The organism is Janthinobacterium aestuarii (assembly GCF_051380835.1).
Taxonomy (GTDB): Bacteria; Pseudomonadota; Gammaproteobacteria; order Burkholderiales; family Burkholderiaceae_D; genus Janthinobacterium; species Janthinobacterium aestuarii.
In genome coordinates, this window is record NZ_JBNYXU010000002.1 from 181799 (window position 1) to 205402 (window position 23604).

Here is a 23604-nt window from a genome sequence, read left to right on the forward strand (position 1 = left end):
TGCCATGCATTCCCCTATGATTGGGACAAACGGGCGCGGCAGTGTTGATTTTTATCAAGCAAGCACCTCTCCCGACGGACGCTGGCCTATCTGGCGCAATGCTTGAGGCCGCGCAACATCGGCCACAGGCCGCTGCGCTCTAATGGACAGCGTTGGCTGCATAGCCGCCCCATCCGTTACTACCATGGCCCTGTCCCTACAATTTCCCTTGCTGCAACGGCTGGCCGCCAGCGTCGCCCAGCTGGGTTGGCGCGACAGCGCCTGGCTGGCCGTGGCGCGGCTGCTGGCAACGGTGGCCGGCCGGCGTTGCGCGCTGTACCGCTACCAGTTCGTGGCACAGGCCGTGGCGCCCGGTTCGCTGTGCCGCGGGCGCGGCAAGTCGATCACCGTCACGCCCTGCATGGCGGAAGCGGACTTGCCGCCCGGCCCCGAGCGCCGGCCCGGCGCGCTGCGCGAACGCTACCGCCAGGGCGCGCAATGCCTGGTGGCGCGCCATTCGCAAGAAGCTGGCATGGCCGGCTGGATCTGGCTGCTGCGCCACGGCTGCCAGGAAGACGAGGTGCGCGCCCGCTATGCGCTGGCGTCGCAGCAGTCGTCGTGGGACCTCGACGTGTGGGTGCATCCCGAACAGCGCGGCGGCCTCGTCTTCGCGCGCCTGTGGGAAGAAGCCAACGCCGTGCTGTACGCGCAGGGCGTGCGCTGGTCGTGCAGCCGCATCTCGCGTTTCAACCGTGCCTCGCTGGGCGCCCACGCGCGCCTGGGCACGCACGCGCTGGGCACGGCCACCTTTATCCGCTGCGGGCGCTGGCAATGGATGGCCGCCAGCCTGCCGCCGTATCTGCACCTGTCGCGCCGCCCCGGCGACATCCCCTGCCTGGCCTTCGATACGTCATCCCTGCCGCACTACCCTTCCCTGGAGCTGACATGCCGCATCTTGAAGCAGTAAAGCACATCCTCGACACCACCCTGGGCTTGAACGGGCGCGTGCTGGAAGCCCACACGCCGCTCTTGGGCAGCGTGCCGGAACTCGATTCGATGGCCGTGATCGGCGTGATCGCCGCACTGGAAGACCATTTCGGCATCATCGTCGCCGACGACGACATCCACGCGCGCCACTTTGCCACCGTTGGCACCCTGCACGATTTCGTGTTTGCAAAGCTGCGACCATGAACCGCGCCGCCATCGACGCGCTGCCGCTGCTGCCCTTCTTCCTGCCTGCCAGCGGCGGCCAGCGCTACTGCCTGCTGCACCTGCCGCCGCCAGGCCAGACCGCGCGCGGCGGCATCCTCTACGTGCATCCGTTCGCGGAAGAACTGAATAAAAGCCGCCACGTGGCCGCCGCGCAGGCGCGCGCTTTTGCCGCGGCCGGCTACAGCGTGCTGCAGATCGACCTGTTCGGCTGCGGCGACAGCAGCGGCGACTTTGGCGAAGCGCGCTGGGACATCTGGCACAACGACCTGCACCTGGCTTGCGCGTGGCTGGCGCAGCGGATCAACGGCCCCTTGACCGTGTGGGGCTTGCGCCTGGGCGCCCTGCTGGCCCTCGATTTCGCCAGCAATCCGCCGCTGCCCCTGGCCCGTTTGCTGCTGTGGCAACCGGAACTCGATGGACGGCGTGTCATAGACCGCTTCCTGCGCCTGCGCCTGGCGGCCGGCATGCTGGCCGGCGGCGGGCAGGAAGCGCCCGGCCATGCGCGCGCCGCACTGGCGGAAAGTGAAGCTGTGGAAGTGGCCGGCTACCTGCTGGCGCCCGCGCTGGCGCACGCCATCGATGACGTCAGCGCGTCTGCGCTGCAGCCTGCCGTTCCTGTCTATTGGCTCGATTACCAGGGGCCGGAGCAGGCAGCCGCGCCCTTGCCGCCGCTGGCGCGGCACTGGCGGGACCAGGGCGCCGCCGTCCACGTGGCCAGCTTCGGCGATGGCCCGTTCTGGCACAGCGGCGAGCTGCTCGCATGTCCGCAACTGCTGGACGCGACGCGTGCGCTGTGCCGCGACTGGCTCGACGAGGAAAGGACGCCGCCATGAAGCGCGACAGCAGCCAGCAGCACCTCGCGGCGCACGCCGTGCGCGAACTGGCCCTGCGCTTTCGCAGCGCCGCTGACGACGGCGAGGCGCAGGCGCGCATGATCGGCATCCTCAGCCTGCCCGACGCAGCGGGCGCGCGCGGCGTATTGATCGTCACGGGCGGGCCGCAGTACCGGATCGGCAGCCACCGCCAGTTCGTCTTGCTGGCCCGCGCCCTGGCCGCGCAGGGCTGGCCCGTGCTGCGTTTCGACTTGCGCGGCATGGGCGACAGCGAGGGCAGCGCGCGCGATTACCGCGCCGCCGGTCCCGACATCGCCGGGGCGCTGGCGCAATTTTTCGACGCCGTCCCGGCCTTGCGCGAAGTGGCGCTGTGGGGCTTGTGCGACGGCGCCACGGCTGCGGCCTGCCATGCGCCACGCGACGCGCGCGTCAAGGCCCTGATCCTGCTCAACCCCTGGGTGCGCAGCAGCGCCGGCCTGGCGCGCGCCACCCTGCGCCACTATTATTTGCCACGCCTGCTGCAAGGCCGTTTCTGGCGCAAGCTGGCCAGCGGCGGAATGCAGCTGGGCGCCAGTCTGGCGTCGCTGCGGCAGGTGGCGGCCGCCACGCAAGAACCGCCAACGCGGGAAGACGATGCGCCCGCGCCGGCCCTGCTGCGGGCGCTGGCGCAATTCCAGGGCAAGGTCTTGCTGATCCTCAGCGGCGACGACCTCGGTGCGCGCGAGTGGCAAGCCCTGCTTGATGGCGACACAGCCTGGCGCGCCGTGGCCGCCCGCGCGCAATGGACGCAGGCGCAGGTCGCTGGCGCCAACCACACGTTCGCCAGCGCCGCCTGGCGCGGCGAAGTCGAACAGCTGTGCACACGGTGGCTGCGGTCATGATAATGACCTCGCCGAACGCGGCCCGACCGGACGCGGCCCGACCAAAACGGGTGCTGATGGTCGCCTACCATTTTCCGCCGTTTGCCGGCGGCAGCGGCATCCTGCGCACCCTGGGCTTTGCCCGCCATCTGCCCGACTGCGGCTGGCAGCCGCTCGTGCTCAGCCCGTCGCCGCTCGCGTATGCGCAGCGGGGCAATACGCAACTGGCGCAGATCGGCGCGCAAGCGACCGTGCGGCGCACGCTGGCGCTCGACGCGGCGCGCCATTTGTCCATCGCCGGGCGCTATCCGCGCTGCCTGGCGCTGCCCGACCGCTGGAGTTCCTGGTGGCTGAGCGCCGTGCCGGCCGGTCTGCGCATGATTCGCGAGTATCGCCCCGACGCCATCTGGTCGACGTACCCGATCGCCACGGCGCACCTGATCGCGATGACCTTGCAAAAACTCAGCGGCCTGCCATGGATCGCCGACCAGCGCGACCCCATGCTCGACGACAGCGACCCGCTGGCGCCGTATCCGCCCGAGCCGCGCCTGCACCGCATGCATGCGTGGATCGAACAGCGCATCGCGGCGCGCAGCGCGGCCATCGTCTGCACGGCGCCGGGCGCCATCGCGGCACACCAGCGGCGCCTTGCGCAAGTGGGGCGCGAGCGCTTCTGCCTGATCGAAAATGGCCACGACGATGACGAGGACGCCGCGCCGCTGGCCGGGCCGCGCGGCCACCGCAGCCGCTTTCTTCTGCTGCACAGCGGCGTGATCTACCCTTCCGAGCGCGATCCGCAGCCGCTGTTCGAAGCCCTGGCCCGCCTGCGCCGCGACGGCGTGCTACACGCCCGCAACTTCCAGCTGGTGCTGCGCGCCACGGGCCACGATGCGTGGCTGGCGGGCCTGCTGGCGAAATACGGCATCCTGGATCTGGTGAGCCTGGAACCCTTGCAGCCGCACGGCGCGGCGCTGCAGGAAATGCTGGCCGCCGACGGCTTGCTTCTGCTGCAGGCGGCCAACTGCAACGAACAGATTCCCGCCAAGCTGTATGAATATCTGCGCTGCCGCCGGCCCATCCTCGCGCTGACCGACCTGGCCGGCGACAGCGCGGCCAAGCTGCGCCACTGCGGCATCGACACCATCGGCCAGCTGGCTTCCAGCGGCGACTGCGCACGCGCGCTGCTGCGCTTCCTTGAACTGGCGCGCCAGGGCCGCGCCCCGCTGGCCAGCCCCACGGCCATCGCCCTGCAATCGCGGCAAGCCCGCAGCAACGCCCTGGCCGATTTGCTCGACCAGGTCAGCCACAGGAGTCCGACATGAAGCATTGCTTGTTAGCCTGCGCCCTCGCCGCCTGCTGCGCCAGCGCCACTGCCGCCGAGTGTCCGCCCTACGTCAAGCGCACGCCGGGCGGTGACTATACGAGCGCGGAAGACCGCGACGGTCTCTCCGTGGTCGAGAAATTCCATTTTTCACGCGCCGTGGAAACGCTCACGCAAGGCATGACGGGCAGCCTGGGCGCGGACATCAGCTACACGCTTGAACACTTCCCGAACCACCACCGGGCGCTGGCATCGATGGCCAAGCTGGGATTGCGCCTGAAAAGCGCGCAGCCGGTGGGCGCCCGCTACACGGTCAGCTGCTACTTCGAACGGGCGATCGCCTTCGCGCCGCACGACGTGACGGCGCGCATGGTGTATGGCAGCTATTTGCTGTCCACTGGCCAGGATGCGATGGCGCTGGAACAGCTGGACTCAGCCAGCCGCCTGGCGCCCGACCAGGCCACCATCCAGTACAACCTGGGCCTGATGTATGTAAAGAAGAAGGAATACGAGAAGGCCAGCGCGCACGCGCAAAAAGCCTATGCGCTGGGCTTTCCCTTGCCGGGGCTGAAGAACAAGCTGAAGGCGGCGGGCAAGTGGCGCGAGCCGCCGCCGGCGCCCGCCGTCGTGGAGGCGAAGGACGCGCCGAAAGCGGAAGAACCGGCAATGCCGCCAGTCGAAGAACCTAGCGGGGAATGACGGCCGGCCGCTGGGCCACGCTCCAATGCCCGGCCGGCGACGCAGCCAGCGCGGCGGCCAGGTCGCGCCGCGCTTGGGCCTTGTCTGCCGCCTCGCTGATGTATGCCAGTTCGGCCGGCTGCAGCGCCGTAAGCGTCAGCAGCATCACTTCGCCATACGGCGTGCCGAACGAAGGGGGAATGGTGCCTGCACCCTGGGCCAGCAGCACGCCCACCTGTGCATTCTCGTCTTCGAGGCCCTTGGGCGCATCTTGCAAGTCCAGCGCCATCGATACGCTGGCGTGGCGCTGCACCAGCAAATCGATGGAGCCATGGTCGGCCACGTTCTGGCTGACCTGGTAGACCAGATCGAACAGCCACGATGCCTGCACCGGATCGCCGTTGAAGGCGGACAGCGGCGCCTCGATGCACACTTCCAGCAGGTGGCCGCGCGGCACAAACACGTCGCCGTCATCCTCGAACGGGTCGCTCAAGCCATCGCTGGCAATCAGGATGGAGTCATTCCGGCGGATCACCCGCCAGGCCTGGCGCAACGATGGCCAGCGCGGGCCACCCATGAAGGCCGGGTTGACCAGCGGCGCCAGCACGTCGGCGTCAACAGCGCCCAAAGTGGCATAGAAGGCGTCGCGCGCGGCGCAAGCCGTGGCCAGCATCTGCGCGCCCGCTTCCTTGCCGACGACGGCGTCGTCCGCTTGCGGCACCTGGGGAATAACGTTTTCAGGCATGAGAGAGTCTTTGAATTAGTCGGCGGTTGGGAAGTCGTGATAATTGCGGGGCAAATAGCCCCAGATGCGCGCCACCCGGTCCCGCACTTCGAAATCGAAGCCGATGCGCTCGAGCTCCGGCACGATCCACACGCCGTGGTCGATGATTTTCTTGGGCAGCAGCATGGCCACGTGTTCTTCCGAGTACAAGCTGATATCGAACCATTCCACGCCCAGGAACGGGAACGGCGGGTGATAATCCCATTCCGTATCCCAGCGCGAGACATAGCCGGTGACGGAGCCGTAACGGTACGACGGCGCCCAGTCGGTGCGTCCGCGCATGAAGGCCAGCAGTTCGTTCCACTTGCAATCGTTGGCGGCGCCGGCCAGGTTGCGCCGCGCAATGTGGCCGCGCAACTTGCGCTTGATGTCGTCGCCACCTGCGTCGGCCTGCGGCAGGCTGTGCGGCGCTGATGCCGTCATGCGGGCGTCCCCTCTTCGTCGCTTACGCGGATGTTCGCGCGCAGGTCCTCGACCAGGCGCTTGCGGCTGCTCAAGGCATATTCGATGGGTGAAAACGGCATGGCGGCCGCCGCATAGGCGTCGATCAGCGCATGCATCTGCTGCGCCTGCGCTTGCGGCAACAGCGTCTTGCTGCCGTTCGCGCTTTGCTGCGCGAGCTTTTCCTGCAGCACTTCCTTCCAGGCGATGTGCGCCTCGGACATGGGATTGGCCACGCACAGGGAAAACGTGCCGTTCAAAAAATACGTCCAGGCGCTGTCGCTGCGGGCGCGCAAGCCCTCCGCGATCGGCGCGCCGCTGTCGTCGAAGCTGTCGCGCAGGCGCCAGGTCGTCAGGTTCAAAGCCGCCAGCGCGGCGCCAAAGCGGGCAGTAAATTGCGCCTGCAGGCGCGCTGGCGCCGTTTCCGGTTCTTCGGCGAGCGCGTGCCGCGCAACGGCGATCCAGGCCAGCTGCGAGGGCGGAAAATAGCGGCCGGCCCTGGCCCCTGGCGCCGCCATGGCACCGAAGACGAACGAGCACAGATTGCCGCCGTCATCGACCACGTACGCAGGCGCGGGAACGAGGCGGGCCTGGATCAGGGCGTCGATGTCCATGTTGATATGTTGTATTTGCAGGCAGGCTTACTTTGCCACCGGCTTGACTTTCGATGCGGCCAGCACGGCGCGCGCGCGGGCCGTGTCGATATCGCCGGCCGTGGCCAGCGCCACGCCCATGCGGCGGCGGGCGAACGATTCCGGCTTGCCGAACAGGCGCAAGTCCGCGCCCGGCACGCTCAAGGCATCGGCCACGCCTTCGAAGGCGATGCCTTTCGCTTCCAGCTGGCCGTAGATGACGGCCGAGGCGCCGGGCGAACGCAGGGCCACGTTGACGGGCAAACCGAGGATGGCTTTCGCGTGCAGCTCGAATTCGCTCTGCACCTGGCTGGCCATGGTGACCATGCCCGTGTCGTGCGGACGGGGGCTCACTTCCGAGAACCATACCATGTCATCCTTGACGAACAGCTCCACGCCGAACAGGCCCAGGCCGCCCAAGTTGTCCGTCACCTTGCGGGCGATGTCGCGCGAGCGCTCGAGTGCCAGCGGCGCCATGCGGGCCGGCTGCCACGATTCCACGTAGTCGCCATGCACCTGCAAGTGGCCGATCGGCTCGCAAAACTGCGTCTCGATCTGGCCCGAAGCGCCGACGGCGCGCACCGTCAGCAAGGTGATTTCGTAATCGAAGTCGATGAAACCCTCGACGATGACCCGGCCCGTATCGACACGGCTGCCGCTGGCCGCATACGCCCACGCCGCATCCACGTCCGCGGCGCCATCGAGTTTGGACTGGCCCTTGCCCGAAGACGACATCACGGGTTTCACGACGCACGGGAAGCCGATCTCCTGGCATGCAAGCTGCAACTCCTGCAAGCTGCTGGCGAAGCGGTATGGCGACGTCGCCACGCCCAGGGTTTCGGCCGCCAGCGTGCGGATGCCTTCGCGGTTCATCGTCAGCACGGCCGCGCGCGCGTTCGGGATGCACGTGATTTTTCCGGCCGCTTCCAGCGCCGCCAGCGTATCGGTGGCGATGGCTTCGATTTCCGGCACGATCAAATCGGGCTTTTCCAGTTCGATCAGGGCGGCCAGGGCCACGCCGTCGCTCATGTCGATCACGTGCGAGCGGTGCGCCACCGGGTGGCCCGGCGCGTTCGGATAGCGGTCGACGGCGATCACTTCCACGCCCAGGCGCTGCAGCGACATGATCACTTCCTTGCCCAGTTCACCCGAGCCCAGCAACATGACTTTGATGGCGGTGGAGGACAGGGGCGTGCCGAAGGTGCGGGGCGCAATGGTGCTGCTGGTGCTAGTGGTCATGGCAGGGTCTGTAAGCGGATGGAAAGATGGCTGGGACTATAACAAATGGCGGCCATCTTGGACAGGGTGCACCGCTGCCTGACGGACCAGGCTAGCCCGCGTACGCCCGCTTGATCTCGTCGATGTCGATCTTTTTCATGCCCATCATGGCTTTCATCACGCGCTGGGCCTTGACTGGGTCGGGATCGCCCAGCAGCTTGACCATGATGGTGGGCACGATTTGCCAGGACACGCCAAACTGGTCCTTGAGCCAGCCGCACTGCTGCGCTTCCGGCGGCCCGCCTTCGGACAGCTGGTTCCAGTAGTGGTCGACCTCATCCTGGGTTTCGCAATTGACCTGGAACGAGATCGCTTCGGAAAACTGGAACAGCGGCCCGCCATTCAAGCCCGTGAACGTCTGGCCGTCCAGCTCGAACGCCACCGTCAGCACGCTGCCCGGTTCCTGGCCGTGGATTTCCTTGCCCTCCTCGCCATAGCGCAGGATCTGGCCGATCTTCGAATTGGGGAATATCCCCGTATACAACAGGGCCGCCGCCTCGGCGTGGCCGTTGAACCATAAACACGGGGTAATCTTTTGTATGCTGTGCATGATGTCTCCCTTGGCCGGTGTGTGGATTAGCTACGCTAATATAGTCACAATTGCGCCGGCATGGCGCGCGGAATACGCCGATTAGCGCCCTGCAATGGCCTCCCGTCCCAGCACGCCGGCGCTGGCCAGCAGCCGCAGCCGGGCCGAGCGCCATTCCGCCTGGCAGCGGATGCGCTCCTGCTGCGCCTCGAGCAGCGCCGACTGGGTGTTCAGCATTTCCAGGATATCGGCCGCGCCCAGGCCGAACTTGCGCTGCACGCTGGCCTGGGCATCGCGCGCCGCATCCAGCCACGCTTGCGAGGCGGCCAGGTTGGCCAGCGCCGTGCTCGCCTCCGAATGCGTTTTCACCAATTCCATCAGGGTCTGCTGCTTTACGTCTTGCGCCTCGGCTTCCCTTTGCCCGGCCTGCGCCAGCGCGCCGCGCACCTTGTAGTGGCGCGCAAAACCGTCGAACAGGGGGATGTTCAATGAGATGCCCACCAGGGTTTCACGCGTGGACGCGGCGGACAAGCCCTGGTTGGGGCGGCCGTTCTGGTAGAGATTGGCCGTCAGGTCGATGCTGGGACGGCCTTCCGACTCGCTCACGGCCACCCGTTCGCGCGCGGCCGCCAGCTGCGCCTGCGCGGCCACGATGGCCGGGTGCCGCGCCTGGGCCAGCGCCAGCCAGGTGTGCAAATCTTCACGCAGGCCAGCCGCCGGTTCGGCCGTATCGTCGTCCAGCACCACGCCCGCCTCGGCCGGCAAGCCCAGCGTATAGACGAGCACGGCGCGCGCCTTCTGGAACTCGCCATCGGCGCGGCTGGCGCCCAGGGCCGCCTTGGCCAGCGCGCTCGTCGCCTGCAGGGTGTCGCTGTGCGAGCCGAGCCCCCGCTGCGCGCGGCGCTGCGTGGCCAGCACCGTTTCATTGGCCAGCGCGTGGTATTCCTCGCGCATCCGCACGTTGGCCCGCGCCGTCTGCGCGTCGAAATACGCGCTGACGGTGGCCGCCAGGGTCTTTTGCAGCACGGCGTCGCGGTTGGCCAGGGCCGCGTCGAGCAAGGCTTGCGCCGAACGCTGGCCCGCCGCGCGCCCGCCGAAGTCGAACAGACGCCAGGACAGATTCAACGAGCCCGTATTGCTGTTCAAGCTGCCTGACGGCGTGCTGGCGCCCGGATAAGCCGTGCGGTCGTGCACCCGGCTCACGCCCGCATTCAGCGTCGGCAGAAAGGCGGCTCTGGCCTCGCCCACGCCGGCCGCCTGCAGCCGGATGCCGGCCCAGGCCCCGTGCACCTGCGCGTTGTGGCACAGGGCCAGGTCGACAGCCGCCGGCAAGGTCAAGGGCACGCCCGCCTCGGACGCGGACGGGCATGGCGCGACCTCGAACTCGCCCGCCTGCGCCGCAACACGGGCCAGCAGCAAGCTGGCAGCGATGGCGATGGCGGCCATGGCGCGACGTCTAGCGTTCATGCAGCGCCTCCTTCTGGTGCTGCACCAGCGGCGAGAGCACGTATTCGATCACCCTCCTCGTCCCGGTGCGGATTTCCGCGCGCACGGCCATGCCGGCCGTCAAGGGCACCGTCTTGCCGTCGATGATGATGGACGGCTGCCGCAGCGTGATCCTGACGGCATACACCGGGCCCTTCTTTTCATCCTCGACGGCGTCGCGCGAGACGCTGCTGACGACGGCGGGCACGGTGCCATACTTGGTGTAATCGAAGGCGTCGACCTTGATGGCCACCGCCTGACCGACCTTCACGAAGCCGACGTCGCGGTTTTCCAGCACGGCGTCGATTTCCAGCTTGCCCTGGCGCGGCACGATCTGCATCAGCGCCTGCGCGGCCGGCACCACGCCGCCCACCGTGTGCAGCTTCAGTTGCTGCACCGTGCCGTCGACGGGGGCCGTCAGGCGCAGCAGGCTGCCGCGGGCACCGGCGCGGCGCGCATCCTGGCCGCTGGCCGCCGCCACTCTGGCCCCTTCCGTCAGCGCGTCATAGGCGTCCTTGCGCGTTTGCGCCACCAGGGCCGCGCGCTCGCTGCGGGCCGACGCCAGCTGGCCGGCCAGGTCGATGCGCGCCTGCTCCTTTTCCAGCCACGCGTGTTCGGCCACGTCGCGCGTGGCCAGCAGCGCCTGGTAATCGCCGGCGCGCTGGGCCGCCAATGGCAGCGCCTGGGCATAGCGGACAATCTCGCCATCGAGATGCGCAAGCCTGGCGCGGAAGTTCGCGTACTGGCCATCGAGATGGCCCTGCGCTTCCTCGCGCTGAGCGACAGACGCACCGTCGGGCGCCGCCAGCTTCGGCAGCGTCAAGCTGTCGACGGCGGCGATCAGCGCGCGCGAGCGGGCCATTTGCAGCGCGGCCGCCACGGCGTCGCCGGCGGCCTTGTCGCGCTCGGCGTCCGGGCCGCGGCTGTCGAGTTCCACGAGCAGCTGGCCCGCCTTCACGGCTTGTCCCTCGCGCACATGCAGGGCGCGCACGGCCGCCACGTCGACTGAAGCGATGGTCTTGGTGTTGCCGGACGGAATGATCTTGCCGGCCGCGTTGACGATGATGTCGACCTGGCCGAAGACCGCCCACAGCACGACGCAGCCGACCAGCAGCATCAGCACCCTGGCCGTCAGGCGCAACGAGGGCGACACGGGCCGCTCCTGCAGCGCCAGCGCGGCCGGCAGGAAGGCCGCCTCATCTTCGCTGAGGACGGGGCCGCTCAAGGCGGCGCGCTGGCGCCAGCTATGCCGCAGCACCTGGCCATAGCGTTGCAACAGCTCGCCATACGCGGCCAGGCGGTAGCCGGCGCTCATGCGGCGCTCCCGTGCGTGCCCTGCTGCAGGCTGTACAGATGGGCATAGATGCCGCCCGGGTTTGCCAGCAACGCGTCGTGCGTGCCCAGTTCGGCCACCTGCCCCCGCTCCATGACAACAATACGGTTCGCTTCGCGCACGGCCGACAGGCGGTGGGCGATGATCAGCACGGTGCGCCCCGCGCAAATGCCGCGCATATTGTCCTGGATAATTTTTTCCGATTCATAGTCGAGCGCGCTCGTCGCTTCATCGAAAATCAGGATGCGCGGATCACCGATCAGGGCGCGGGCGATGGCGATGCGCTGGCGCTGGCCGCCCGACAAGCCCGTGCCGTGCTCGCCCACCATGGTGTCGTAGCCTTCGGGCAATTCACAAATGAAATCGTGGGCACCCGCCAGTTTCGCCACGGCGATGACGGTTTCCATCGGTAGCGCCGGGTCGCTCAGCGCGATGTTGTCGCGCACGGAGCGGTTGAACAGGATGTTTTCCTGCAGCACGACGCCAATCTGGCGCCGCAGCGAAGCCGTGTCGATGACGGCGATATCCTGTCCGTCGATCAGCACCTTGCCCCGCTCGGGAATGTACAGGCGCTGCGCCAGCCGCGTCAGGGTGCTCTTGCCGGAACCGGAACGCCCGACGATGCCGATCACTTCACCAGGCGCGATGCTGATCGACACATTGCGCAGCACCTCGGCCGCATCGGGCCGGTAGCGGAAACCCACCTGCTGGAAGTCGATGGCGCCCGCGATGCGCGGCAGGCGCGCCTTCTGGCTGCCCGCTTCCACGCGCGCGTTGAGGATGTCGCCGAGCCGGCTCATGGAGATGCCCACCTGCTGGAAATCGTTCCACAGCTGCGCCAGGCGCAAGATGGGCGACGCCACCTGCCCCGCCAGCATATTGAACGCGACCAGTTCGCCCACCGTCATCTTGCCGTCGATGACGAGGGTGGCGCCCCACCACATGATGGCCGCCGTCACCAGCTTGCTCACGAGCGTCACGCCGCCGCTGGCCAGCATGCCGATGTTATTCGCCGACAAGCCCGCCGACACATAGCCGGCCAGCTGCTTTTCCCACTGCTGCTGCCAGCGCGGTTCGACGGCCATGGCCTTGAGCGTATCGACGCCGCTGATGGTTTCAACCAGGAAGGACTGGTTTTCCGCGCTGCGGTTGAATTTGTCGTTCAGGCGGCCACGCAACACGGGCGTGAGCAGCATCGACAGGGCCGCGTAGATGGGAATCGAGGCCAGCACGACGATGCTGAGCGCCGCGCTGTACCACAGCATGGCGGCAATGAAGATGAAGGAAAACAGCAGATCGAGCACCAGGGTCATGGCGTTGCCGGTGAGGAAAGAGCGGATGTTTTCCAGTTCATGGATGCGCGCCACGGAATCGCCCACGCGGCGCGCCTGGAAATACGCGATCGGCAAGGCCAGCAAATGGCGGAACAGGCGCGCGCCCAGTTCCACGTCGATCTTGCTGCTGGTGCGCGCGAAAACATAGGTGCGGATGAGGCCAAGCACGGCTTCGAAGACGATGGCGCACACTAAACCGATGGCCACCACGTGCAGGGTTTTCATCGCGTGGTTGACCAGCACCTTGTCCATCACCACCTGGAAAAACAGGGGTGTGGCCAGGCCGATCAGCTGCAGCACGAAGGAAATCAGCAATACTTCGCCCAGCAGCCTGCGGTATTTGACGACGGCGGGAATGAACCAGCTGAAGTCGAAACGGGCCGTCTCGCCCGCATAGCTGGCCTTGCTGGTAAAAAAGATCAGCTCGCCCGTCCAGGCGGCAAGGAAGGCTTCGCGGCCGAGGATTTGCGGCGGCTGGCCCGGATGCTGGACCAGCACCTTGCTCACGCCGCCAGCGTCCGTCTCGACCTTGCCGAGTATAAAGAAACGGCCGTCCGTATCGATGGCGATGGCCGGCAGCGGCGCCTGCCCCAGCCGTTCGGGCGCCTGGCGCACCAGTTTGGCCGTCAAGCCAAGTTGCCGGGCGGCCAGCAGCACGGTTTGCCGCGTGAACACGGCCTGGCCGCAAGCATGCTTGAGCTGAGCGCCATCGGCGGCGATGCCGTGCAGGCTGGCCATCAGCAACAGCGACAGCAAGCCCGTGTCGGGCCTTGTATTTTCAATATGCGGCGGATCGTTGCGGTGGGAGAGGACTGTCATCGGGCAATATCAGAGATTCAATGGCGCAGCCAGGCCGTGGCAGGTCGCCCCGGCCCGGCTGCGTGAGGGTGGATCTGGCTATGTCAACTGATTAATGGACTGCCGCCAGCTGGATCTGCGTCGACGGATTGCCGTGGCCTGACCATGGCGCCGATGCGGCCGCCGGCACGGCAAAGCCGGCCATCGCTTGCACCAGCTGCGCGGAATCCGTCTGCCAGCCGCCGATTCCGCCTTGGCTGGCGGCACTGAATGGCTGCGCGGCGCGCCAGTTTTGCGCCAGCACCGGCGCCAGGATGGCCGCCGTGCCTGCAGGCAAGGTCAGCTGACCAGCCGCTGGCGGCGTCAGGCCTGCCATCGCCTGCACGAGGTTTTGCACCTGGCTACCCAGCAAGACCCGGCCGTCGGCCATGCGGAATTGCTCGATGCTCGCCCCCGCAGCCGCATACCAGCCATTGACGGTGACCTTGTCATTGGTGCCGATGGTGCTCACTTCCAGGTTCGTGCCCACCTGGCGGAACCACAGCTGCTCGGCGCTGACGCCGGCCAGGAAGGACACCACGTCGCGGCTGCCCGCCTCGTTCGGCTCGTTGATGATGTCGGCGCCGTCGCCGCGGGCGAAGACATAGGTGTCGTTGCCCGCAGCGCCAGCGAGGACATCGTCGCCCTTGCCGCCTTGCAGGGTATCGTTGCCGAGGCCGCCGACGAGGATATTCTTGATCTCATTTCCCACCAGAACGTCATCAAACTTGCTGCCGACGACGGCATTGAAGTTGGCCACCACGTCGCTGCCTGCGCGCGCCGTCATCGGGCCGCCAACGGGTGCGAAGGCGGCTGTCACGCCTGTATTGGAAGTGGCGTAGGTCAGCGAATTGCCCGCGCCGCCGCCGTCGAGCACGTTACCGCCAGCGGTGCCGACATGGAAGACGTTGTTGGTATAGGCGCTGCCCGTCACCGTCAGGCCGGGGCCGCTGAGGCGCACGTACTCGACGTTGTCAGCCACCGTGTAATTGACGCTGGTGTACACGGTGTCGTTGCCGCCATTGCCACGTTCGTCGATGAAGTCGCCGCTGTGGTTGACGTAATACGTGTCGTCGCCACCGAGGCCTTGCAGCAGGTCGGCGCCCGCCGTGCCGTTGATGACGTCGGCATTCGCCGTGCCGACGAATGTTTGCCCCGTCGGCTGCGTGGGACCGTTGAAGTGCCAGGCCTGGGCCAGCGCGGGCGCCAGGGCGGCGGCCGTGCCAGCCGGCAGGGTCAGCTGGCCCAGCGGCGGCGGCGTCAGGTTCGCCATCGCCTGCACCAGCAGCTGCACGTCGGCGCCGCGCATGACGTGGCCGGCGGCCGTGCGGAATTCCTCGATGTTCGGCACAGCCGCGTTCCAGGCGCGGATGGTGATCTTGTCCGTGGTGCCGATGGTGCTCACTTCCAGGTCGGCGCCCACCTGGCGGAACCACAGCTGGTCGATGTTGACGCCGGCCAGGAAGGCGATGGTGTCGTAACTGGCATCGGCGGACGATTCGATAACGGCGTCGGCGCCGTCGCCGCGCGCAAAGACATAGGTGTCGTCGCCGAGGCCGCCCGTCAGCACGTCGCTGCCTTTGCCGCCTTGCAAGGTATCGTTGCCGAGGCCGCCAGCCAGGATATTGGCCAGCTCGTTGCCGGACAGTACGTCGTCATAGCCGCTGCCGGTCACGCTGGAAATATTGACCAGCACATCGCTGCCGGGACGGGCCGCATGGGATTCGTTGATGGAAACGATGCTGGCCGTCGCGCCCGCCTTGGAACCCGCATAGGTGGCCGTGCTGTTCGTGCCGGTGCCGCGCAGCACGTTTCCGCCGGCAACATCGACGTGGAACACGTTGTCATTGCCGTTGCCCGTCACCGTCAGGCCGGCGGCGCTCACATGCACCTCTTCGACGTTGGCGGCCAGCGTGTAGTTCGCGCTGGCATAGACGGTATCGCGGCCGCCGCCAGCCTGTTCCACCACCACGTCACCGCTGTGGTTGACGTAATACGTGTCGTCGCCGGCCAGGCCGGCCATCACGTCGGCGCCCGCGGTGCCCTTGATGATGTCCGGGTTCGCCGTGCCGGTAAAGACGCCATTGCCGGGCTGGTTCGGTCCTTCCGTACGCCAGTTCTGCGCCAGCGCCGGCGCCAGGGCGGCGGCCGTTGCCGCTGGCAAGGTCAGCTGGCCAGCGGCCGGCATCGCCAGGCCCGCCATTGCCTGCACAAGGTTTTGCACGTCGCTGCCCAGCAGCACGCGGCCGTCGGCCGTGCGGAATTCCTGGATGCGGGGCGCCGTACTGGAAAACCAGACGTTGATGGTGATCTTGTCACCGGTGCCAATGGTGCTCACTTCCAGCGCCGTGCCCACCTGGCGGAACCACAGCTGGTCGGCGCTGACGCCGGCCAGGAAGGAGACGACGTTATGGCTGGCCGCCTCTTCCCCGTCAACGATGATGTCGGCGCCGTCGCCACGGGCAAAAATATACGTGTCGTCGCCCTGCAAGCCGGCCAGGGTATCGTCGCCCTTGCCGCCGCGCAGGATATCGTTGCCAAAACCGCCCACGAGGGCGTTTTTGAGCTCGTTACCGGTCAGAACATCATCGAACTTGCTGCCAGCAATGTTGGCGATATTAAGCAGCACGTCGCTGCCGGGCGGCGCCGTCACCGGGCCATTCGCTCCGGACAAGGTCGCCGTCACGCCCGTGCTGGACGCCACGTAGTTGACCGTGTTGCCCGTGCCGCCGCCATCGATCCTGTTGCCACCGGCCGCATCAACGAAAAAGACGTTATTGGTATTGGCGCTGCCCGTTACCGTCAGGCCGCCTGCGGTCAGGCGCACGTTCTCGACGTTGTCGGCCACCGTGTAATTGACGCTGGTGTAGACGGTATCGCTGCCGCCGTTGGCCAGTTCGGCGATCACGTCGCCGCTGTGGTTGACGTAATACGTATCGTCGCCAGCCAGGCCTTCGAGCACGTCGGCGCCCGTGGTGCCGGTGAGGATATCCGCGTTCGGCGTGCCCGTGAAACGCTGGGCGGCGGCTGCGGAACTGTTCAGGTAAGCGTCGATGGCGGAGACGCTGGAGCCAGATGCATTGTTTTCAGTCATGTTGCAGTTTCCTGTCGTTAAACTTAAAACCAAGATTGAATATGCCGGCGCAGGCCGGCATGCAAGGCAAAAGTCCCGGCCGCATCCACTTGCAGTCCAACGTGCACCTTCAACGGTCCGGCACTTTTGGCGCATGGACGGCGCGCGCCTGAGCGTCGCCTCGCATGCACGCCTTAATGACGCGCAATCGGAACAGGCACTGCTATTTGTCATGCAAATGTCACACTGCATGGAGGAAAGAAGAGGAACCTTGCCCAGTTTTTTCTGTCACCGCTGAACCCATTGTGCGAGAATGCCCCTCCCCCCTCGATGGTGCGCATGATGACCAAACTCGCCGCAAGCATCACTGTAATGACACTGCTGCTGGCAGCTTGCAAGCCCGCGGCCACGGCACCTGCGCCTGACATTCCGGCGGCCATGCGCCAGACCGCGACCACCCTGCTGCAGTCACCATTGCTGCACGCGACCTCGATTGCCGTCGTTTATCGCGGCAAGGAATTCATGCTGCATCAGGGCGAGCTGGAGACCGGCAAAGCCAATCCGCCGAACGATACAACGCTGTATGAAATCGGCTCAGTCAGCAAAACTTTTGCCGGCCTGCTACTGGCAAACGCCGTGCTGGACGGGAAAGCGGCGCTCGACGATCCCATACAAAACTACCTGCCGGCGGCCTACCCGAACCTGCAGTGGCAAGGCCAGCCAGTACGCTTGCGCCATTTGATCACGCACACCAGCACCATGCCGGGCATGCTGCCATTGCAGGTGAACGCCATATTGCAGGATTTCACGGCACACGCCACGCCGGCAAAGCTCAATGCAGCCTACGCCGACTACGGGCAACAGCAATTCTGGCAGGACTTGCACGCAGTCAGCATCAAGGGCCCGCTTGGCAAGGACTACGCCTATTCCAGCGCCGGTACCGAACTCATTGCGCACACGCTCGAAACAATCTACGGCATGCCCTATGCAGACCTGCTCGCGCAATTCATCGCGCGCGAAGCCGGCATGCGCGATACCAGGCTGAAAATCGCAGCCGGGGATAGCGGCCGGCTGGCGCCCGGCTACCACAGCGACAATCCCGTCATCACGACACCGATGCCGCAACTGCCTTGGGGAGCCGCCGGCAACCTGAAGTCGACCATGCCCGATATGGCGAAATACCTGCGCCTGCAATTGAGCGCCCATCGCGCGGTCGTCGAATCGCACAAGCCGCTGGTGCGCTTTCAGGACGACTTCAGCATTGGTTATTTCTGGAACATCGGCAGCAATCGCCAGTTGGGCACGCATTATGTGCACCATGGCGGCGTGCCACGTGCGCAAAGCTACGCTTACGTCGTTCCTCGATACCAGCTTGGGGTCTTCATCATCACCAACCAGAGCGGCGACGCGACCGCCGGCGCCATGGAAAGCGCGCTGGCGCCTATTTTCGGCACCGTGGAATCCATGGAAAGCGCGAAGTAGGCCGCCAACAATCCGCACGGCGCCACAGTTTGGGACGATGGCGCTTATTTGCCAGCCACGGCGGCCTGCAAGGCGCGCAAGGCGGCCATGCGGGAAGTAAATTGCGCGAGCGCGTCGTCCAGCGCCAGGCCCGGGCGGCTGGCCGCGAAACCGGTCCAGGCCGGAGCGTGGCGGGCCGCCTCATCCCGGCCATGCTGGCCATCGAGGTAGGCAATGGCCGCCATCGCTTGCTCCTGATCAAAGTGCAACTGCGGCTGCCGAAGGTAATGCGCAAGATAACGGTGCAGGTAATCGCGGCTGGCTGGCGTGTCGAAAACGGCCAGCGCCAGGCAATATGCGCTGCCCGCGTAGCAGACTTCGCTGGCCAGCAGCAGGCCGCCCAGCTGCCCCGTAAACGCGGACTGCCCGGTCAATGCGGCCAAGTAGGCGCCCGCCGTGCGGCTGCGCCAGTCGAATTGCCCCAGCAGGCGTGCGATGACGGTGGCGTCGGCCTGTCCCAGCCGCTGCGCGCACGCCAGCGCCTGGGGCTGGTGCAAGCCCATGTACAGGGGCAGCACCCAGTCATCGCGCAAGGCCGCCGTCAGCGGCTCCTGCGGCGGCAGCGCCGGCACGGCAAACGGGTGGTCATGGCGCACGGTGGCGCCAGCCACATGCAATTGCAATGGCGTCAGGGAAGAATCCGCCGTCATGGCAAAGCTCCAAAAGTTTGATCCTGCAACTGCGCCACGAGGAAATCGATGAATACACGCAAGCGCGGCGGCAGGTGGCGGCTGGCCGGCCACAGCAGCCAGAATGCCGTGCGCGCCTGCGTATGCTCGTCCAGCAGCGAGACCAGTTGCCCCGCCGCCAGCTCGCGCTGCACGGCGAATGCGGGCAGGTAGGCGATGCCCTGCCCCTGCACGGCCAGGAAGACGCGCATTTCCACGCTGTTGCACACCATGCCGGGCGCCGGCTGGGCAGCCTCGTCCATCAGCGGCCACTGCTCCAAACGGCCCGTGGCGGGAAAGCGGTAATCGAGGCGCTGATGCCGCATCAGTTCGGTGCCATCGGTGGGCCTGCCATGGCGCGCCAGGTAGGCGGGCGACGCCACCAGCAGGCGCCGGAACGTACACAGTTTGCGCCGCATCAGGCTTGAATCGGCCAGTTCGCCCGTGCGCACGGCCGCGTCAAAGCCGTCGCTGACGATGTTGACCATGGCGTCGGAGAAATCGAGGTCGAGTTCGATGGCGGGATAGGCTTGCATGAAGGCGCCGATGGCCGCTTCGAACAGGCCGCTGTAGCGTGGCAGGCTGATGCGCAGGCGGCCGCTGGGCGCGCCGCCCGATTCACCGAGTTCGCGCTCGGCCGCTTCCACCTCGGCCAGGATGCGCTTGCAGCGCTGCAGGAATTTTTCCCCTTCCGCCGTCAGCGCCAAGTGCCGCGTGCTGCGCTGGAACAGGCGCGCGCCGAGCCGCGCTTCCATGCGCGCCACGCTTTTCCCGACGGCCGACGATGACAGGCCCAGCAGCCGGCCCGTGGCCGAAAAACTGCCGCTGTCGGCCACCTGCACGAACATGGCGATGCCACCCAAGCTATCCATGCGAACCCTATTAAAGACATTCTTGTCCGATATGTTGATCAGTTTAGCCCATTTTTCTTCAATGATGGGCGCGCCATACTCGCCTCTCTTTCTTTCATATCCGACACCCATGTCCTCTTCCTCACGTCTTTCACTCCCGCTGCAAGTGCTGGCCGCTTGCCTGACGGGCTTGCTGATACCCCTGTGCTTCACGGGCCCGGCCGTGGCCCTGCCCGCCCTCGGCGCCGAATTGCACGGCAGCGCCGCCGCCCTGAACTGGGTCATCAATGCCTATATCCTCAGCTATGGCAGCGCCATGATGGTGGCCGGCAGCCTGACGGACGTGCTGGGACGGCGCCGCGTCTGGCTGGCGGGCCTGGCGCTGTTTTGCGTGGCGACCCTGGCCATCGCGGTCGCGCCATCGGTGGCATGGATCGCCGCGCTGCGTTTCGTGCAGGGCCTGGGTGGCGCGGCAGCGTTCGCCGCCGCCATGTCGTCGCTGGCGCCATTGTTCCACGGCGCGGCGCGCAGCCGCGTGATGAGCGTGCTGGGCACGACGTTCGGCCTGGGCCTGGCCTTCGGTCCGCTGGCGGCCGGCGCCATGCTGGCGCTGGCCCGCTGGCCTGCCATCTTTTATGCCACGGCCGTGCTGGGCGCCATCGGCATGCTGCTGGTATGGGTCAGCGTACCGTCCGATCCGGCGCGCGGCCAGGGCCGGCTGGACTGGCCTGGCGCCATCAGCTTCAGCGCCGCGCTGGGCCTGCTGACCCTGGGCATGCTGCTGGCGCCCGAACACGGCTGGCGCAACGGCGCCGTGCTGCTGTCCGTCGCCGCATCCGTGCTGCTGTTCCTCGCCTTTGTCGCGATCGAGCGCAGGACGGCGCGGCCCATGCTGGATTTGTCGCTGTTCCGCCAGCGCCGCTTTGTCGCCGTGCAAGTGCTGGCCGCCTCGCCCGCCTTCCTGTTCATCGTGCTCATCGTCATGCTGCCGGGGCGCTTCATCGGCATCGACAACATGACCGCGCTGGCGGCGGGCCGTTTGATGATCGCCCTGGCCGCGCCGCTGCTGCTCGTGCCCGTGCTGGCGGCGCTGCTGTCGCGCTGGGTCGAGACGGGCGCCCTGTGCGCGGCGGGGCTGCTGCTGGCCGCGGCGGGACTGGCCTGGCTGGCCCAAGTGCTGGGTCATGGCGGCACCGCGGCGCTGGCCGGCCCCCTGCTGCTGATCGGCGTGGGCATCGGCTTGCCGTGGGGCTTGATGGATGGCATGGCCCTGAGCGTGGTGGAAACGGAACGGGCCGGCATGGCGACGGGCATCTTCAATACCGTGCGCGTCAGCGCCGATGGGGTGGCGCTGGCCCTGGCGGGCTCCTTGTTGGCCGGCCTGATCGGTGCGGGCCTGGCCCAGCAACTACCGGCCGAGCTGCCCGTGCTGGGCGCCGCCAGCCGCGCCGCGCTCGGCGATATCCAGCAGGCGACACAGCTGCTGGGCGGCCAGGAAACGCTGCTGCGCGCCAGCTATGACGCCGCCTTCCGCCAGTTGCTGGTCGGCCTGGCGCTGCTGGCCGTGGCGCTGGCGGCGCTGGTGCCGTACTTGCTTCGGAAGGGTGCGGCTCAGGCGTCCAGGCCGTAGAACACGGCGACGAGGATGGCGATATTGTTGCAGGCGCGCGCAAACGCCGTTGTCGCGTAGGCAACGGCCACACTGGGGCCGCGGTAGCGCAGGTAGACAAAGCTGAACATGGCGCCCGACCCCAGCGCGACGATGGCGTGCAGCAGGCCGCCGCTGATGAAATGCACGATGGCCCACAGGATGGCGCCGATAAAAACGCTGAGCTGGCGGCTGGCGCCCAGGCGCCGGAGGATTTCCAGCGGCAGCAGCTGGCCGAGGAAAGTTTCCAGGATGGGGGAATAGATGACGACCCAGAACACCAGCAGGGGCAGCGACATTTCGCGCTTGAACTTGGACAGGCCCGTGTGTGCGCCCCAGTATTCGGGCGGCAGCAGCCATTTGGTGACGAACAGGATGGCAAAGCACAGCATGCAGGTGAGCAAGCCCCAGCCGAGACCGGCAAGGGCCAGCTGCAGCACGGGCGGCGCCGGTTTGTCGTCGTCCGGGCTGGATAGATCATGGCTGCTGTGCACTTGCATGACTCGTCCTGGCGGTGATCCAGCGCTCATTGTAGCGCGGAATATGCCGGTTGGCGCGCGCCGCGCTAAAGCGCCATCGGCCTCAAGCCGCCAGGCGCAGCGGTCCGTTGGCCGGCGGGGCCAGCTTGAAGATGCCCACTTCCTGTTCCAGCTGCGCCGCCTGCTGCTGCAATTCGTGCGCGGCGGCGGCCGCCTGCTCGACCAGGGCCGCGTTTTGCTGGGTCACCCTGTCCATGTCGACGATGGCGCGGTTGACTTGCTCGATGCCGGCGCCCTGCTCCTGCGTGGCGTGGCTGATCTCGGCCATGATGCCCGTCACCCTGCCGATACCGGCCACCACGTCATGCATGGTGGCGCCCGCCTGCTCGACGAGCACCGTGCCCGTGCCCACCTTGCTGACGGAATCGTCGATCAATGCCTTGATTTCGCGCGCGGCGGCGCTGGAGCGCTGCGCCAGACTGCGCACCTCGGTGGCGACGACGGCAAAACCGCGTCCCTGTTCGCCGGCGCGCGCCGCTTCCACGGCCGCGTTCAAGGCCAGGATATTCGTCTGGAAGGCGATGCTGTCGATCACGCCGATGATGTCGACGATCTTGTTCGACGACGCATTGATGAGGCCCATGGTATGCACCACTTCGGCCACGGCCTTGCCGCCCTGCTCCGACACCTTCGACGCTTCGCGCGCCAGGCGGTTTGCCTGCTGGGCGTTGTCCGCATTCTGGCGCACGGTGGAAATCAGTTCTTCCATCGATGACGCCACTTCTTCCAGCGAACCGGCCTGCTGCTCGGTGCGCTGCGACAGGTCGCGGTTGCCCGTGGCAATCTCGGTCGACGCCGTGGCGATGCTTTCCGTTCCATGGCGCACCTTGCCGACAATGGCGGCCAGGTTGTCGCGCATGGTCTTGATCGCAAACAATAAACTGCTGTCGTCGCCATGGCGCGTGTGGACGTCGATGGCCAACTCCCCCAGTGCGATGCGCCCGGCAATCGCGGCCGCGTACGCCGGTTCGCCGCCCAGCTGGCGCAGCAGGCCGCGCGTGATGACGGTGGCGACCGCAATGCAAATGAGCACGCTGAGCGCGGCCAGCACGCCGATCCAGCGCAGCGACTGGCCGTAGATGGCGCGCGCGGCCACGCTGGCCTGCTCCGATTCGCGCTGGACGTTTTTCAGCACCGTATCGATGTCGGCGACGATCTGGCGCCGCAGGGGGCTGCACTCTTCGACGAGGAAGGTGCCGTACTGTTCCATCTGCCCCGCGGCGCGGAACTGGCGCGGACGCTGCAATTCCTGCGCCATGGCGGTCAAGCCCGTGCTGACTTTCTCGAACTGCGGATCGCCGGCGAACTGCGGCGCCAGCCGGGCCAGCGCGTCCAGGTACAGCGCCTTCTGGCTGTCGAGGATGGCCAGCTCTTTCTCGGCGGCGGCCTGGTCGTGGAAGATATACGCGTTGCGGGCGGCCAGGCCCGTCTGGTCGAGCGCTTCGCGCGCCACGTACAGCGGTTCGAGTTTTTCCAGTTGGACTTTTTCTTGTGCGTCCATGGCGCCGGAGATGGCGCCGATGCGCAGCAGCGCGAAGGCAGCCAGCACCAGCATCAGTAGCACCAGCAGCCCGAAGCCTGCGCTCAGGCGCGCGCCTATCGTCAAACGATTGAATGACATCATTGTTGTTATTGCCCTGTATAAAGTTGATTTTTTGCCGGTTGCGCTAGAACCGGGCGATCTGCTCGCCGTCGTGCTGCCTTTCCCGCATGCTGCAGGATAGGTCTCTAACTGGCGTTTTTTGGGCAGTCAGCTTCTAATGTCGGG

The 23604-nt window shown here is 66.8% G+C and carries 21 protein-coding genes; 8 read left to right on the plus strand and 13 right to left on the minus strand.

Annotation, left to right across the window (positions count from 1 at the left end; translation table 11 throughout):
* Window positions 1–184: 184 nt before the first annotated feature.
* From ACQ4WO_RS07025 to ACQ4WO_RS07050, 6 genes are read left to right on the plus strand one after another with little or no spacing between them, the layout of a single operon-like run.
* Window positions 185–946 carry a GNAT family N-acetyltransferase gene (locus ACQ4WO_RS07025; RefSeq protein ID WP_436480788.1) on the plus strand — a complete coding sequence of 254 codons (762 nt, stop codon included), beginning with the start codon at window positions 185–187 and terminating at the stop codon, window positions 944–946.
* Window positions 925–1170, plus strand: coding sequence for an acyl carrier protein (locus ACQ4WO_RS07030; RefSeq protein ID WP_436480789.1), 246 nt, complete (start codon window positions 925–927; stop codon window positions 1168–1170). The genes ACQ4WO_RS07025 and ACQ4WO_RS07030 overlap by 22 nt, the downstream gene beginning before the upstream one ends.
* The gene (locus ACQ4WO_RS07035; RefSeq protein WP_436480790.1) at window positions 1167–2024 is read left to right on the plus strand and encodes a hydrolase 2, exosortase A system-associated; all 858 of its coding nucleotides are present in this window, start codon (window positions 1167–1169) and stop codon (window positions 2022–2024) included. The genes ACQ4WO_RS07030 and ACQ4WO_RS07035 overlap by 4 nt, the downstream gene beginning before the upstream one ends.
* Window positions 2021–2905 carry a hydrolase 1, exosortase A system-associated gene (locus ACQ4WO_RS07040; protein ID WP_436480791.1) on the plus strand — a complete coding sequence of 295 codons (885 nt, stop codon included), beginning with the start codon at window positions 2021–2023 and terminating at the stop codon, window positions 2903–2905. The genes ACQ4WO_RS07035 and ACQ4WO_RS07040 overlap by 4 nt, the downstream gene beginning before the upstream one ends.
* Entirely contained in the window at window positions 2902–4206 is a 1305-nt protein-coding gene (locus tag ACQ4WO_RS07045; protein WP_436480792.1) for a glycosyltransferase, read from the plus strand. The genes ACQ4WO_RS07040 and ACQ4WO_RS07045 overlap by 4 nt, the downstream gene beginning before the upstream one ends.
* The gene (locus ACQ4WO_RS07050) at window positions 4203–4904 is read left to right on the plus strand and encodes an ABC transporter permease (protein WP_436480793.1); all 702 of its coding nucleotides are present in this window, start codon (window positions 4203–4205) and stop codon (window positions 4902–4904) included. The genes ACQ4WO_RS07045 and ACQ4WO_RS07050 overlap by 4 nt, the downstream gene beginning before the upstream one ends.
* Here the strand turns inward: ACQ4WO_RS07050 and ACQ4WO_RS07055 are convergent.
* The 9 genes from ACQ4WO_RS07055 to ACQ4WO_RS07095 all read right to left on the minus strand — a co-directional run bounded on the left by ACQ4WO_RS07055 (window position 4891) and on the right by ACQ4WO_RS07095 (window position 16630).
* Window positions 4891–5628: a hypothetical protein gene (locus ACQ4WO_RS07055; RefSeq protein ID WP_436480794.1), complete on the minus strand. Its 738-nt coding sequence runs from the start codon at window positions 5626–5628 to the stop codon at window positions 4891–4893. The genes ACQ4WO_RS07050 and ACQ4WO_RS07055 overlap by 14 nt on opposite strands.
* Window positions 5629–5643: 15 nt before the next feature.
* Window positions 5644–6090 (minus strand): DUF6678 family protein, encoded by a 447-nt coding sequence (locus ACQ4WO_RS07060; protein WP_436480795.1) that lies wholly within the window; start codon window positions 6088–6090, stop codon window positions 5644–5646.
* Window positions 6087–6722: a DUF6058 family natural product biosynthesis protein gene (locus ACQ4WO_RS07065; RefSeq protein ID WP_436480796.1), complete on the minus strand. Its 636-nt coding sequence runs from the start codon at window positions 6720–6722 to the stop codon at window positions 6087–6089. The genes ACQ4WO_RS07060 and ACQ4WO_RS07065 overlap by 4 nt, the downstream gene beginning before the upstream one ends.
* Window positions 6723–6749: 27 nt before the next feature.
* A complete protein-coding gene (gene purT, locus ACQ4WO_RS07070; protein WP_436480797.1) occupies window positions 6750–7979 on the minus strand; it encodes a formate-dependent phosphoribosylglycinamide formyltransferase in 1230 nt (409 codons plus the stop codon).
* A 91-nt stretch (window positions 7980–8070) separates the two neighbouring features.
* Window positions 8071–8568, minus strand: coding sequence for a VOC family protein (locus ACQ4WO_RS07075; RefSeq protein ID WP_436480798.1), 498 nt, complete (start codon window positions 8566–8568; stop codon window positions 8071–8073).
* 81 nt (window positions 8569–8649) lie between these two features.
* The gene (locus ACQ4WO_RS07080) at window positions 8650–10014 is read right to left on the minus strand and encodes a TolC family protein (protein ID WP_436480799.1); all 1365 of its coding nucleotides are present in this window, start codon (window positions 10012–10014) and stop codon (window positions 8650–8652) included.
* Window positions 10004–11347 carry an HlyD family type I secretion periplasmic adaptor subunit gene (locus ACQ4WO_RS07085; RefSeq protein WP_436480800.1) on the minus strand — a complete coding sequence of 448 codons (1344 nt, stop codon included), beginning with the start codon at window positions 11345–11347 and terminating at the stop codon, window positions 10004–10006. The genes ACQ4WO_RS07080 and ACQ4WO_RS07085 overlap by 11 nt, the downstream gene beginning before the upstream one ends.
* Window positions 11344–13518 carry a type I secretion system permease/ATPase gene (locus ACQ4WO_RS07090; RefSeq protein WP_436480801.1) on the minus strand — a complete coding sequence of 725 codons (2175 nt, stop codon included), beginning with the start codon at window positions 13516–13518 and terminating at the stop codon, window positions 11344–11346. The genes ACQ4WO_RS07085 and ACQ4WO_RS07090 overlap by 4 nt, the downstream gene beginning before the upstream one ends.
* Before the next feature lie 91 nt (window positions 13519–13609).
* Window positions 13610–16630: a calcium-binding protein gene (locus tag ACQ4WO_RS07095; protein ID WP_436480802.1), complete on the minus strand. Its 3021-nt coding sequence runs from the start codon at window positions 16628–16630 to the stop codon at window positions 13610–13612.
* Between the two features lie 318 nt (window positions 16631–16948).
* On the opposite strand from ACQ4WO_RS07095, the gene ACQ4WO_RS07100 reads away from it, so the two are divergent.
* Window positions 16949–18091 (plus strand): serine hydrolase domain-containing protein, encoded by a 1143-nt coding sequence (locus ACQ4WO_RS07100; RefSeq protein WP_436480803.1) that lies wholly within the window; start codon window positions 16949–16951, stop codon window positions 18089–18091.
* A gap of 44 nt (window positions 18092–18135) precedes the next feature.
* On the opposite strand, the gene ACQ4WO_RS07105 is transcribed toward ACQ4WO_RS07100, so the two are convergent.
* Window positions 18136–18780 (minus strand): DUF6000 family protein, encoded by a 645-nt coding sequence (locus ACQ4WO_RS07105; protein WP_436480804.1) that lies wholly within the window; start codon window positions 18778–18780, stop codon window positions 18136–18138.
* Window positions 18777–19670 carry a LysR family transcriptional regulator gene (locus ACQ4WO_RS07110; protein WP_436480805.1) on the minus strand — a complete coding sequence of 298 codons (894 nt, stop codon included), beginning with the start codon at window positions 19668–19670 and terminating at the stop codon, window positions 18777–18779. Before ACQ4WO_RS07110 ends, ACQ4WO_RS07105 begins: the two co-directional genes overlap by 4 nt.
* Before the next feature lie 109 nt (window positions 19671–19779).
* On the opposite strand from ACQ4WO_RS07110, the gene ACQ4WO_RS07115 reads away from it, so the two are divergent.
* A complete protein-coding gene (locus tag ACQ4WO_RS07115; protein ID WP_436480806.1) occupies window positions 19780–21279 on the plus strand; it encodes an MFS transporter in 1500 nt (499 codons plus the stop codon).
* Here the strand turns inward: ACQ4WO_RS07115 and ACQ4WO_RS07120 are convergent.
* On the minus strand, window positions 21261–21797 hold the full coding sequence (locus tag ACQ4WO_RS07120) for a hypothetical protein (protein WP_436480807.1): 537 nt from the start codon (window positions 21795–21797) through the stop codon (window positions 21261–21263). The genes ACQ4WO_RS07115 and ACQ4WO_RS07120 overlap by 19 nt on opposite strands.
* 82 nt (window positions 21798–21879) lie before the next feature.
* The gene (locus tag ACQ4WO_RS07125) at window positions 21880–23460 is read right to left on the minus strand and encodes a methyl-accepting chemotaxis protein (RefSeq protein WP_436480808.1); all 1581 of its coding nucleotides are present in this window, start codon (window positions 23458–23460) and stop codon (window positions 21880–21882) included.
* Window positions 23461–23604 lie beyond the last annotated feature (144 nt).